General features: G+C 71.6%; 8 protein-coding genes and 1 CRISPR repeat array. Of the genes, 6 read left to right on the forward strand and 2 right to left on the reverse strand.

Annotated elements, in window-relative coordinates; all coding sequences use genetic code 11:
- The first annotated feature begins 162 nt into the window (after positions 1-162).
- A CRISPR array of direct repeats spans positions 163-459; the repeat unit is 30 nt; unit sequence GTCCTCATCGCCCCTGCGAGGGGTCACAAC.
- A 105-nt stretch (positions 460-564) separates the two neighbouring features.
- The 5 genes from fxlM (RKE29_RS01290) (at position 565) to RKE29_RS01310 (ending at position 9,667) form a co-directional block, all read left to right on the forward strand.
- Positions 565-1,818 (forward strand): methyltransferase, FxLD system, encoded by a 1,254-nt coding sequence (gene fxlM / locus RKE29_RS01290; protein WP_312003092.1) that lies wholly within the window; start codon positions 565-567, stop codon positions 1,816-1,818.
- 600 nt (positions 1,819-2,418) lie between these two features.
- Complete coding sequence (fxlM, locus tag RKE29_RS01295) at positions 2,419-5,076, forward strand: methyltransferase, FxLD system (protein WP_312003094.1); 2,658 nt, start codon at positions 2,419-2,421, stop codon at positions 5,074-5,076.
- An 87-nt stretch (positions 5,077-5,163) separates the two neighbouring features.
- The gene (locus RKE29_RS01300; RefSeq protein WP_312003096.1) at positions 5,164-5,370 is read left to right on the forward strand and encodes a hypothetical protein; all 207 of its coding nucleotides are present in this window, start codon (positions 5,164-5,166) and stop codon (positions 5,368-5,370) included.
- 132 nt (positions 5,371-5,502) lie between these two features.
- Positions 5,503-8,409, forward strand: a complete 2,907-nt coding sequence (locus RKE29_RS01305; RefSeq protein ID WP_312003097.1) for a lantibiotic dehydratase — start codon at positions 5,503-5,505, stop codon at positions 8,407-8,409.
- Positions 8,390-9,667 (forward strand): lanthionine synthetase C family protein, encoded by a 1,278-nt coding sequence (locus RKE29_RS01310; RefSeq protein WP_312003098.1) that lies wholly within the window; start codon positions 8,390-8,392, stop codon positions 9,665-9,667. The genes RKE29_RS01305 and RKE29_RS01310 overlap by 20 nt, the downstream gene beginning before the upstream one ends.
- 265 nt (positions 9,668-9,932) lie before the next feature.
- On the opposite strand, the gene RKE29_RS01315 is transcribed toward RKE29_RS01310, so the two are convergent.
- Positions 9,933-10,820 carry a DUF1932 domain-containing protein gene (locus tag RKE29_RS01315; RefSeq protein WP_312003099.1) on the reverse strand — a complete coding sequence of 296 codons (888 nt, stop codon included), beginning with the start codon at positions 10,818-10,820 and terminating at the stop codon, positions 9,933-9,935.
- Positions 10,817-12,190 (reverse strand): hypothetical protein, encoded by a 1,374-nt coding sequence (locus RKE29_RS01320; RefSeq protein WP_312003100.1) that lies wholly within the window; start codon positions 12,188-12,190, stop codon positions 10,817-10,819. The genes RKE29_RS01315 and RKE29_RS01320 overlap by 4 nt, the downstream gene beginning before the upstream one ends.
- Positions 12,191-12,479: 289 nt before the next feature.
- On the opposite strand from RKE29_RS01320, the gene RKE29_RS01325 reads away from it, so the two are divergent.
- Positions 12,480-12,914 carry an ATP-binding protein gene (locus RKE29_RS01325; RefSeq protein WP_312003148.1) on the forward strand — a complete coding sequence of 145 codons (435 nt, stop codon included), beginning with the start codon at positions 12,480-12,482 and terminating at the stop codon, positions 12,912-12,914.
- Positions 12,915-13,031 lie beyond the last annotated feature (117 nt).

Consider the following 13,031-nt stretch of genomic DNA (forward strand, 5'->3'; position numbering starts at 1 on the left):
CCGGCACACGACATCGGGCAGCGCTTCGCCGCCATGGGGGGTCCGGGGGTGGGGCAGCTTTTCAGCGCCACGCCGGGCCCACACGCACAACCGGAGGATCGCTGAAGAACTGGACCTCTGAGCCCTTCCAGGAGTGCCGGCGACCTGCGGCTTTACCGTGGGGTCCTCATCGCCCCTGCGAGGGGTCACAACCTTTTACTCGACCCCGAAGGGAGATCCGTGGACGAGAGTCCTCATCGCCCCTGCGAGGGGTCACAACCCCGCCAACCTACCAGAGGGAGACGTCCGCGATCCCGTCCTCATCGCCCCTGCGAGGGGTCACAACACGACGACCAGGAGGACGACGACCAGGAGCTGGTCCTGTCCTCATCGCCCCTGCGAGGGGTCACAACACCGGGGCGATGAGGCCCTTCTTGCGGTGCCAGAGGGGTCCTCACCGACCCTGAGACGGGTCACAACCGGGGGGAATCGGGATTGCCGTGCGTTGGCGAGCCGCGTCTTTCCATGCCGCCGAACGGCCGGATTCCTCCGGCGCCGTCTCCGACATCACTAGGGTCCCGTGAAATGACCACCGCGACGAACGACAGCCCCTCCTCTTTCGCATCTGCCGCCGAACTCCGCGGCAAGCTGGCCGACCGCCTGCGCGGCCAGCCCGTCCGTACGCCCGCAGTGGAGGCCGCCCTCCGCGGCGTACCCCGGCACCTGTTCCTGCCCGGCGTCCCGCTGGAGGCCGCGTACGCGGACGAGCCGGTCTACACCAAGCAGGACGGCAGCGGCGCGTCCATCAGCGCCGCATCCCAGCCGCGGATCGTCGCGATGATGCTGGAGCAACTCCAGCTCGGCCCTGGCCATCGCGTACTGGAACTGGGCGCCGGCACCGGCTACAACGCCGCCCTCATGGCGGCCATCGCCGGGGAGACGGGGCGCGTCACCACCGTCGACGTGGACGAGGACCTGGTCGAGGGCGCCCGCAAGAACCTGGCCGCCGCCGGAGTCGCCACCGTGGACGTCGTCCTCGGCGACGGCGCCCACGGCCACCCCGAGGCGGCCCCGTACGACCGGATCATCGCCACCGTCGGGGCATACGAGACACCCATGGCCTGGCTGGACCAGCTCGCCCCGGACGGGCGCCTGGTGGTCCCCCTGCGCCTGGCTGGCGCCGCCTCCCGCAGCATCGCCTTCGAACGCGGCCCGGACGGGTGGACCAGCCGGGGCAGCGAGATGTGCACCTTCATGCCCCTGCGCGGCATCGCGGACGACTCGCGCGGCAGCATCGACCTCACCGGCACCGGCGAGGTCACCCTGCAAACCCACAAGGACAACAACGACGCCACCGACCAGCAGGCACTCACCGGGGTCCTGGACACCCCGCGCCGCGAGGCGTGGACCGGTGTGCTGTTCGCCTCCATGGAGTCCTTCGAGTGGCTGTACCTGTGGCTGGCCTGCCGCCTGGCCAACCCGATCATGCGCATGAACGTCGAGCGCGCCGCCAAGGAGCGCGGCCTGGTCTCGCCGATGTCCCCCACCGTGGCCATGTCCACCACCACCGCCGACGGCAGCCTCGCCTACCTCACCATCCGCCCCGCCGAACCCGCCGAGGACGGCGGGAAGCGGTTCGAGGTCGGCGTCATCGGCCACGGGCCGACCGGGCAGCAGCTCGCCGACCACGTCGGACAGGAGATCAGCACCTGGGACCGGGGCTTCCGGGCCCGCGCCGTCCATTTCGCCATCCCGCACACGCCACCGGCAGCGGACCCCGACGCCGGGCGGTTCGTCCTGCCACGCCCCCACCACCCCGTCACCGTCACCTGGGAATGACCGGCGTGGACCCCACCGGGCTGATAGCGCGCCGATTCCCCGAACCACCGTGCCACGACCACTACACCAGGGGCTGCTGGGCATGGCGACCTTCCAAGAATCCCGCCACGACTCCTGCTCACCCCGCCCGCTGGAGCAGCGTCCGCGACGGCCGAGGCGTTGCCCGGTTACCAGCTCCTGGCCGTGATCGTCGGAACGTCAGGGAAGGTTTTCGGCCGTCCCTCAGCCTGGAGGGGGCAATTGCGAGCAGCTCAAGGCCGTCGAAAGCAGCCCTGGCGAGACCGTTTTTGTGTACCCGGACTGTAGCTATTCGACTACAGTCCGGTCGGTGGGTGCTGCTCTCCAGGAGACTGCCGGAAGACGCGCGGCGACAGCCTTGCTGGGGCTGCCTTCCGGTGGACGCGCTGGGGGCGAGCGGCCAAGGGTGACCAGCTTCCGAGATCGCGCGCGTCGTCCGCGGGGTTCCACAGTGGCGGTCGGGGGATCTGGTAGCCGCGCAGTGCCAGGTCGACGACCACCGCCGACGTCAAACGCGTCGGTTGGCCAAGACCGATCAGCAGGTGAGAAAGCACCATCGCGGTGCAAGAAGGGGAACGTCCTGTGACTGATCCGACCAGCGACTCCGAGCGTGCCGCCGCCCTGCGGGGGAAGCTCGCGGACGACCTCGTGGCCAAGGGCACGATCGTGTCCAAGGAGGTCGAGGCCGCCTTCCGCACGGTGCCGAGGCACCTGTTCGCGCCGGAGGCGACGCTGGAGGCGGCGTACGCGCAGGCCATCGTGGTCACCAAGCGGGACGAGCACGGCACCACGATCAGCTCGGTGTCGGCGCCGGGCATCCAGGCCATGATGCTGGAGCAGGCCGGGCTCCGCCCGGGAATGCGCGTGCTGGAGATCGGATCCGGCGGCTACAACGCGGCGCTGATCGCGGAACTGGTCGGCGAGCACGGTGAGGTGACGACCGTCGACATCGACCCCGAGGTGGTCACCCGGGCCCGCGACTGCCTGGCGACGGCCGGGTACCCGAGGGTCCGCGTCGCACTGGCCGACGCCGAACTCGGCGTGCCGGAGCACGCCCCGTACGACCGGATCATCGTCACCGTCGGCGCCTGGGACATCCCGCCGGCATGGACGGACCAGCTTGCCTCCGGTGGACGGGTCATCGTCCCGCTGCGCGCGCGGGGCCTGACCCGGTCGGTCGTGCTGGAGGACGAGGGCGGGCACCTGACCAGCCGGGGCTACGAGCTGTGCGGCTTCGTACCGATGCAGGGCGCCGGTGAGAACCGGGTACGGCTGGCCGTACTGCACGACGAGAAGGACGAGGAGGTCGGTCTGCGGCTGGACGACGGGCAGCAGGCCGACATCGACCGGCTGCGCGCGGCCCTGACCCAGCCGCGGGCGGAGGCGTGGCCCGGGGTCACCATCGGGGGCTCCGTCCCCTTCAGCGACCTGGACCTGTGGCTGGCCACGGCATTGCCGCACTACGCCCTGCTCGTCGGCACCCGGAAGGCCCGCGAACGTGGCATCGTCGCCACCGCGTCGCCGCTGGGCACCTCCACACTCATCGACGGCGGCAGCTTCGCCTACCGGGTCGGGCGGCCGGTGCCCGGCGAGGAGGACCTGTACGAGTTCGGCGCCTACGCCCACGGGCCGGACGCGGAGAAAGCCGCGCACCGCCTGGTGGAGGAGATCCGCACCTGGGACCGCGAGCACCGCGCCGACCATGCCACGTACCGGGTGTATCCGGCCGACACCCCCGGCGACCGGCTCCCGGCGGGGCTGGTGCTTGCCAAGCGGCACCGGATCGTCACGATCTCCTGGTCAGCGCCCGACAGCCGATCGGAAGCCAGGAACTGCGCGAGCAGATCCGCTGGCCAACGGGAGGTACGAGAGGGAAGCCGCGGTACCAGCGGTAAGCAGCCCAGCGACCGGGCCGACGCCCGCCAAGATCTGGCGAAAGTGAAAAATCAACGCAAGACGATCACCTGTGGTGACGCTCTCGAACCCACGACTACACTCACAGTTATGAACGCTGAGACGACCGACGAGACAGCACACGCCACGGTGTTACGGGAAAAGCTGCTGGAGCAGCTGCGTGAGCGAGGGGATGTCCTCAGCGACCGGGTCGCGGCGGCCTTCGCCACGGTGCCGCGGCACCATTTCCTTCCCGGTGCCTCACTGGAAGAGGCGTATGTCAACGATGCTGTCGTTACGAAGCGGAATGACCGGGGCCACGCTGTCAGTTCTGTGTCTGCTCCGTGGGTTCAGGCCCAGATGCTGGAGTTGTCGCGGCTCGGCCCTGGGATGCGGGCACTGGAGATCGGGTCCGGCGGTTACAACGCCGCGCTGATGTCTGAGCTGGTCGGCGAGCACGGTGAGGTCGTATCAGTCGATATCGATCCGGAGGTGGTCGGCCGGGCCCGTAGGCTGCTTGCCGAGTCGGGGTACGGCAACGTGCGGGTGGTGTGCGGGGACGGAACGTACGGGGCCGGTGACTTAGCGCCTGACGGCGGCTTCGATGCTGTCCTGGTGACCGCTCAGGCGCCCGATATCCCGCCCGCCTGGAGCGGTCAGCTCGCCGCGCGGGGGCGGCTGGTGGTCCCGCTCAGTTTCCGGGGTATCCACCAGATCTTCGCCTTCGCGCGCGAGGAGGGGCATCTGCGCAGCCGCGGGCAGACCAGGTGCGGGTTCGTCGGGATGCAGGGCGACAACCGACACGGTGGCCGGACCCTCGACCTCCTCGGCGGCGACCTGCGGCTGGGCCTGAACGATGACCAGCAGGCCGACGCCGAGTCGCTGCGTGCGGCGGTCGCCTCCTCTGCGCGGAGTACCGTGTGGACCGGGGTGGTCCTGCGCGGCAGCGAGGGCGTGCTGCCTTCCCTCGACCTGTACCTGGTCAGCACCCTCGTGCCGTGCGCGAGGATCTACGCCAGCTCCCGGGCCGTCGAGCGCGGCCTGTCCGGCTGGACCATCGCCGCCGCGGCCACGTGGGAAGCCGGCTCAATCGCGTTCACCACCATCCGCCCAGACGCCGGGAGCGGCGCGGACGCCTTCGAGCTGGGGGTGCACGCCTACGGCCCTGACCGCGATCTGCTCGCTGCACGGCTCGCGGACGGCATCCGCGCCTGGGACAGCGGCGGCCACCGAGGCTCGGTGGAGCCGACCGTGCGCGCCTACCCGGCCGCCACCCCGGATGACCAACTCGCTTCGGGGCAGGTCATCACCAACCGCTACTCCCGGCTGGTGATCTCCCTGCTCTGACGTCCGGTGCTTCCACACCGGGCCGGCTTCCCGGCCTGTGCGCCGGGGATATCCCCGTCCATCCACCACGAGGAGCTGCGGACAGCCATGACGCCTCAGAGCACCGCCCTGGACGACGTCTTCGACCTCGACGTTCAGACCACGGACCTGTCCACCATCCGCTCCGGGCTCCGTGCGGATTCCGAGCCGTGCACCGCCGACGGATGCGGCCAGTCGCCGACCACCGGCCACACCACGGGCTGCGCGGTGCCGGACGGCCCGGTGGTGCCGTTAGGCGGCTGCGACGCCGTGTAGGTCCCGCCCGCCACGCCACCCCGCAGGGGAACACCCGGCACTGACGGGCCTGCGGGGTGGACGTGCCTGTCCAAAGCCTCGGAGACGGCTTCCGCGCCGCCCCCGGGGTGATCCGACGCTGGGAAGGGCGTGATGGTCCGCAGCCTGTTCAGCCACCAGCCGGTGGCGATGGCCCGCATTCCTCTTCGCCCGGCCGTCTCCGGGCCGGCCGACCACAGTGCGGGCCTGCTGGTCGAGGGCGTGTTCCTGGCGAGCCGGTCCGCCTCGCAGGCCGCCTACACAGCATCGTCAGATCCGCGGAGCGCGGCCACCTGGCGTGCCTACGACCTCCGTTCCCGCACTCGCGCCACTCCGCACGGCGTGTTCTCCGGCGTCGCGCCCGCCACTTTCACCGGCCAGGCCCCCGCGCTTCGCCTTGGCTCTCGGCACCGGGCCGTCACCACCCCGAGCCCGGCGTGGCTGACCGCCGTGGCGGAGCAGCTCCTGGACTCCGGGGAAGTACTGCCGAGCCTGATCTTGACCGCCAACAACCTGGTGCAGCAGCGCGGCGTACGCCTGGAAGCCGAGCACCCGGAACCTGGTGGAAGCACCGCCCAGGTCAGCAGCATCCGCGCGACCGACGTCTCCCGGTGGCTCCTGGACGCCTGCCAGGGCGGAGCCCGCGCGGCGCAGGTGCTCGCCGACCTGGCCGCCCGCTATCCGGCGGCCGGGGCGGCAGCGGCTGCGGCGGTACGGCAGATGATCCGCGCCGGCTTTCTCCTGACCGACCTGCTTCCCCACCATGTGCGGGACGACCCGCTGGGTCACCTCCTTGCCCGGCTCCCGGCGGATGCGGCGCTGCGGCCCGCCCTGGAACGGCTGCGGGACCTGCTGGCGCGGGCCGACGAGATACCGCCGGGCCTGCCGGAACGGCGCGACCTGCTACACGCCGCACAGCAGACGGCGGACGAGGTCGTACGGGTCGAACGGCCGCTGACCGCCGACACGCTGGCCGATGCCACCCTCGCCCTGCCCCGCGCGGTCGGAGAGCAGGCCGCGCAGGCGGCCAGTGTGCTGTGGCAGGTCAGCCAGCTCACCGGCCCCACCACCGGCTACCACGACACGTTCGTCCGCGCCTACGGGCGTCACCGGATGGTGCCGCTGCTGGAGGTCATCGACCCCGTCACGGGTATCGGGCCACCCGCCGACGCCGACGACATCGGAGCCCAGGACGACATCGGCCCTCGCCGGGCGGCCCGGCTGGCCCGCCTGCTGGCCGAGGCCACCGTCCGGGGACAGGCCGAAATCGCCGTGGACGACGCCCTGGTGCAGCAGTTGGCACACGGCGGGGCTCTCCCGCCGCCGACCGCGGAGATCCATGTGCGGCTGCTGCGCCACGGCGACGAACTGCGGGTGGCGGTCTGCCCGGACGGAGGCTCCCAGGAAGCCGGAGCGGCGTGTGGCCGCTTCGCCCGGTGGCTGCCCGAACTCGCCCCTCAGACCGCCGAAGCCGCAGGCCAGGACGGGCCGCTGGTCGCCGAGATCGTCTGCCGCCCGCGCACCGGGCCGACCGCCGCCCTCGCGGTCGAAACCGGCTTCGCCCCCTACCGCATCCCCCTCGGCGTCCCGCCGCGCGAGGGCGACCTGACGCCGGACGACCTGCTGGTCACCAGCGCCCACGGCCACCTGACGGTGTGGTCCGCCCGGCACCAGCGGCCTGTCCGCCCCGTCTTGTTCAGCCGCCTGGCACCGGACCTGCTGCCCCCCGCCGCGCGCGCCCTGCGTCTGATCGGCCACGCCGGAACCCGCCCGTGGCACACCTGGTCGTGGGGACCGGCAGGGTACGCCCCCTACACCCCCCGCGTCCGCTACCAGAACATCATCCTCGCCCCCGCTCGGTGGAGGCTTCCCGATGAACTGACCGACGCCGCGGCCGACCGCCGCCCTTGGGACAAGGCGCTGGCCGCATGGCGCACCGACGCCGTCCCCACGCCCCCGAAGGTGGCGGTGGTCGAGGAAGCCGACCGCCGCATCCCCCTGGACCTACAGCGGGACGACGACCGGGAGCTGCTGCGCCGCAGCGTACGTCGCGGCGCGCGAACCGTCACCGAACCCCTCGGCGACGGCCCCGGCACGCACGACGCGATCCTCCCCGGGCCAAGCGGAGAGCACGTGGTGGAGCTGGTGGTGAACCTGACCCGTCGTACCGCCCCTGACCCGCCGCGCCCGGATCCCCGCACGGCCGTCTGCCACCACCGCGAGCAACGCCACCACCGTCCTGGAGGAGCCTGGCTCTCAGCCGCCCTCCCGGTCCCCGCCGCCCACCAGGACGCCGTCCTTCGGCAGCTCCCCGACGTCCTCGCGCCCGCGGCCGAGCACATCGACCGCTGGTTCTGGCTGCGCTACCACACCCCGGCCCTCGGCGAGCACCTGCGCATCCGCGCCCACGGCGACCCGAGCGCCCTCGCAGCCCGCGCCCTGCCGCTGCTGTCCGACTGGTCCGCCGCGCTGTACGACCAACGGCTCGCCGGCGGGCTGACACTGGAACCCTACGAGCCGGAAACCGCGCGCTACGGCGGGCCGAAGGCGATCAGCGCCGCCGAAGAGGTCTTCGCCGCCGACAGCCTGTTCACCGCCCGCTTCCTCGCTCTCACCGCAGCGAGAGACGACCGGCTGCTGGCCGCGGCCGTCGCCGCGGCGGACATCGCCTGCACCGTGTCCCCCCGCCCCCGCGAGGCGCTGCGCGGTCGGCCCCTGGCCGCACCTGACCGGCGCGCCCGCGACGCGCTGCGACCCCGCCTGCGCTCCGCCGCGCACGAGCCCACCACCCTCATCCCCGAACCCCTCACCACTTCCTGGGCCGCCCGGCACACGGCGCTATGCGCCTACCAGGCGGCGCTCCCCGACCCGCACACCGCCATCCTGTGCGCGTCAGACATGATCCACATGCACAGCAACCGACTGCTCGGCACCGACCCGGCGCAGGAGAGCATCGCCCGGTCGCTGGCCACCGACCTCCTCCACCTCCAGGCTCAGGCCCATGCCGCCCATCAGCGCTGACACCCTGGCTGGACAGGCGATGGCGGTGGCCCGCGCCCTGCTCGACCCCCAACGGGTCGCTGCGGCGCTCACCCCGTCGGCCGCCGCGACACTGAGCGACGGGCTCGCCGGGACCGCGCTCCTGCACGCCTGCCTCTCGCACACCGGCCCCGAGTTCGCCACCGCCGCCGCACACCACTGGGAAGCCGCCGCCCGCCTGTGCGACCGCACACCACCGGACGGCATCTACACCGGCCCCGGCGGCCTGGCCGCCTCCCTGATCATCGGCTCCGGCTACCTTCCCCACACAGACCGGTACCGCGACACCGCCCGCCGCGCCACCGCCTGGCTCTCCGCCCGCGCCCAAGGACTCGCCCGCCACCAGCAACACCGCACCCAAGCCCGCCGCCCCGGCGCGCCCTGGGCGGTGTACGACACGATCAGGGGCCTGGCCGGCATCGGCCGCGTCCTCCTGGCCGCCCACACCGCCGGACACCAAGAAGCGGCCGACCCCGGACTCACCGCCGCGCTGACCACCCTCACAGCACTCATCCGAACCCAGCACGGCACCCGCCCCGGCTGGTGGCTTCCCGCCGACGAACACCCGCCGACCGTCACCGTCCACGCCTCCGGCGCCGCCACCACGGGCCTGGCCCACGGCATCGCCGGCCCCCTCGCCTTCCTCGCGACCGCCCACCTCACAGGCCGCACAGTCCCCGGGCAAGCCGAAGCGATCCACACCGCCGCGTCCTGGCTGCTCACCTGGCAAGAACCCGCCGCTTCCTGGCCGACGTCCATCAACGGCAACGACCTCGACAACCCACCCACACGGCGACCACACCCCCGGCCGCCCGGCAGGCGCGACGCCTGGTGCTACGGCACCCCCGGCATCGGCAGCGCCCTCACCCTCGCAGGACAGGCCCTGGCCGACCCCGACCTCAGCCGCACCGGCCGGACCGCCATCACCACCCTGGCCGACCGAGCACCCCACCAGTGGGACACCGACGGCCCCGCACTCTGCCACGGAGCAGCAGGAGTCCTCCAAACCGCCTCCAGAACCACATGCGCGGCCGTAGCCCAACAGGCCGCCGGACACACCGTCTCCTTCCACGACCCCGGGCGACCATTCGGCTTCCCCCAAACCGAGGCCGGAACCGCCTACGACAACCCCGGATTCCTCACCGGCGCCGCCGGGACCGCCCTCGCCCTCGCCGACTACGCCGGCCTCCTCCCGCCCGACCCACCCGCGCCCTGGGACTGCCTGCTGCTCCTCGCCTGAGATTCCCTAACGCACAAGGTGGCATCGGCCTGACGGCCTGGTCCGCATAAGCTGTTGCGCACAGATTGCGGCGTGAGCGCCGGGCTGTGCATGGTGTCGGGATGCGAGCTACCCCGGGCTTCCTGCTCGGCAGTGGCCCGTGCGCTTGGAGTACTAAGAGCCGAGGTCATGCGCCCCCAGCCTTGATCTGCTACGCGCGACTGGGCGCAGGCTGTCCGAACTGTTCATGTGCTGCCGCGCTCGGCCGTTCCCAGACCTGGAACCGCTATCGGAGTGACCCGGTCGGTCCCGAATCGCCTTCCACCCCGTCTGTCGAACCGGTCGTTCGCAGGCGCTCCAGCACCTGATCCAGCGGAATGTCGAAGCGATCTTTGTCCTTCTCCCAGGAGCGCATCACGGTGGCCGTGGCCCGCGCGAGGTCGTCCGGCAGACCGGCTGCGTCGAGCGTGGCGGCGATCTCTTCCATCTCCGGAATCCACCGCCAGGCCCGAGCCGCGACGCTGGGCAGGTAGCCGGGGTCCGACAGGATCTCCGAGACCATGACCTCGGCCTCCCGATTCAGCGCGTCACCGACCCCGTGAGCCGCCGCCAGGGCGTGCGCGACCGCCGTGAGCGTCCGCGCGGACCTCTGGAAGCTGGTGAAGGCCATCTTCAGCGCCGAGGCCGTACCGATCGGACCGTCCAGCGGGCGGACGTCGACGTTCGTACCGTCGAACGCGGCGCCGAGCACCGCGGTGTCGTCCGGGTCGCCCGCGACGTAGAGCCGGGCCCGCCGCTCGCCGGTCGGCGGCGCGCCGAAGATCACCCCGTCCACCATCGGTGTGCCACGGCGCCGGAAGATCTCGCTGAAGCGCAGGGCGCGCTGCGGGCTGACGGCGTTGGCGTCCACGAAGACGCCGCCGAACGGCTGCCCGGCGACCTGGAGAGCGATGTCCTCCGCGGCCTGGGAAGGGCAGACGGAGATGACGAGGTCACTGTCCAGCAGGGCCTCCGCCAGGCTCGCCCGGCCTTCCAGTCCGCTTCTCTCCGCCCGCTCCGCCGTGGCCGCGCTGCGGCCCGTCGGCACCCACAGGACGCGCGCGCCGCCGCGAACGGCCTGCGCGCCGACGGCGGCCCCCATGGAGCCCGGGTGGAGAAGGGTGATCACGGTCACGAGGCCGCTCCCGGGGGCAGCGCCGCCGCGTGCCCGCGGGCGTTGTGCGAGATGATCGCCTCCCTCAGCCCGAGCGCCGCCTGGGACGAGGCCGCGGGATGCACGGCCAGGTATCGCCCGAACTGCTCGATCCGCTTGGACACGCTCTCGATGCGGCGGCGGGCGGCGACGCCCAGCACCGTGTGGACCTGTACGGCCGTGCCTTCGAGATCGCCTCTGCCGAGCCGGGCCACGGCCAGGTCCATGCGGGCGAGGGAGAGTTCACCGAGGCGGCGCTGCTCGGGAGCGTCGGCCTCGAACAGGGCCACCGCCTCTTCCGCGTGCCCTTCAGCGTCGATCAGGCTCTGGCGCCCGCCGAGCCACAGGTGGGTGGTGCTGGCGCAGTACAGCTGTTTGGCCAGCGGAAACGACATCATGCCGCCGGGGATGTCCGGGCCGTCGGCCCGCTCGCGCAGCTCCTCCGCCCTGCGCAGGCTGGAAAGCGCCTCGTCGGCGTTGTTCATCTGCCCGTGCGCACGGGCCTCGATGCTGGCGAGCCGGATGTGGGCCGTCCCCTCCTCGGGGACGAAGTCGCGTCCGGCGGCGGCGAGCCGTACGGCGTCCTGGGGCCGCCCGTCCCAGTAAGCGATCAGCGCCTGCAAGCCGCGCACCCATGCCCGGAGGCCGTTGTGGCCGGCGAGTTCGCCGCACAGGAACGCGGCACGAGCCTGCGTCTCGGCCGCGTCGTAGCGGCCCAGGTCGAAACTCGCGTTCGCGAGGACCCCGCACAGCGTGCCCGCCGCGAGGTACAGGTCCTTCGTGTACTGCGGAGGCTGCTTTCCCTCCAGCAGCTCGAAGGCGCGGTCCCGAAGTTCTTTCACTTCCAAGAACAGTGGGCCGACGGGCCGATTCGGATACGTGGTCACTATCCGCCGGATGTCGGCGCCGAGCTGTTCCAGGGTGTGCGGGCCGACGTTACTGCGTTCGGCCCTGGCGGCGAAGCGCGCTGATTCGTGAGCAGCTTCCATCACCATGTCCTTGGTCGCGAACGGTGCTTGCCCTGTGGGGCCGGGATGTTCCGTGCCGTCCGGTGCCGGTGCCGCCTCGGGGTCTCCTACCGCGACTTCCTGGATCGGCCGGAACAGCGCTGCCACCGGCATCTGGAACAAGTACTCCAGAATCCGGCGGGCGTCGGACCTCGGCGTGCCTTCCAACTCGCCATGTGCCCACCGGAGGAACTGGCGCTTGCCGATGGTGCAGGTGGCCAGGGACGGCGGGCCCTCCAAGCGGGCCAGCTCCTTGGCCGCTGCCTCGTACCGGCGCCGGAAGACCTCGTAGTCGCCCCAGTGCCGTTCGCCGAGCAGCTTCTGAAAGAGGACTGGTCGCTGCATCACCGCTCCTGTGGTAGTGCCCTGGCCTTGCCCACCGTAGGAGCAAGTACCCCCATCGCGCCGCAGGCGACGTCCAGCCGTCCACCTTCGACGGCCAAGTGACACAACGAAGGCATCAAGTGTCACGACACGTCACTCCCATGTCACTGGTGAAGGCATCGGTCTCCGCTGGAAGCTGCCGTGCACCACGGAGACCGCATGAGGCGGTCACTCCACGTGCCGGATCGGGCGAGGGCCTGGCTACGAAGGGACGGCCATGGGTGCCATATCGGATCGGAGATTGACGACGGTGAAGCCCCACGGCACCTTCGCGCGCGATTCGCGGCCCGGCGAGCCGCCGAGCCGCCTTCACCTGTCGTTCGTGCGCGAGCCCGAGCAGGTCCACCGCCTTCGCGCTATCGGCGCCGCCCAACTACGCCACTGGCACCTCGGCCGGTACGTCGATACGGCGACGTTGCTGATCAGCGAGCTGGCCACGAACGCGATCCAGTACGGCGACTCCGACGATGTCGAACTCTGCATCTCTTACCTGGAGGACACGGCGGAAGTACGCGTCGAAGTGGACGACAAGACCTCCGGCGATCCGAAAGTCAGACATCCGGGCACCGATGAGGAGAACGGGCGCGGCCTGATCATCGTCGAGGCGCTGGCCGACCGCTGGGGCCGGAACGGTACGAGCACCTGGTGCTGTTTCGCGGTCGTACTGGACGGAGCCGCGGGGTGACGCGTCAGAACGAGCGCGTCGGCGCTTACCGACTGTCCGGCATCGGCGGCCAGGCTGATGACGAGACGTTAGGCCGCTTAATGGGAGCGGGATACTTCTACCGGTCTCGGGCGGTGG

It is taken from the genome of Streptomyces sp. B1866 (assembly GCF_031932565.1).
In the GTDB taxonomy this organism is placed as follows: Bacteria; Actinomycetota; Actinomycetes; order Streptomycetales; family Streptomycetaceae; genus Streptomyces.

Bases quoted from the DNA above. Each gene is read 5' to 3' on its own strand.
- RKE29_RS01320 (WP_312003100.1), bottom strand. From the start codon at position 12,190: ATGCAGCGACCAGTCCTCTTTCAGAAGCTGCTCGGCGAACGGCACTGG.
- RKE29_RS01300 (WP_312003096.1), top strand. From the start codon at position 5,164: ATGACGCCTCAGAGCACCGCCCTGGACGACGTCTTCGACCTCGACGTT.
- RKE29_RS01310 (WP_312003098.1), top strand. From the start codon at position 8,390: ATGCCGCCCATCAGCGCTGACACCCTGGCTGGACAGGCGATGGCGGTG.
- RKE29_RS01305 (WP_312003097.1), top strand. From the start codon at position 5,503: ATGGTCCGCAGCCTGTTCAGCCACCAGCCGGTGGCGATGGCCCGCATT.
- fxlM (WP_312003092.1), top strand. From the start codon at position 565: ATGACCACCGCGACGAACGACAGCCCCTCCTCTTTCGCATCTGCCGCC.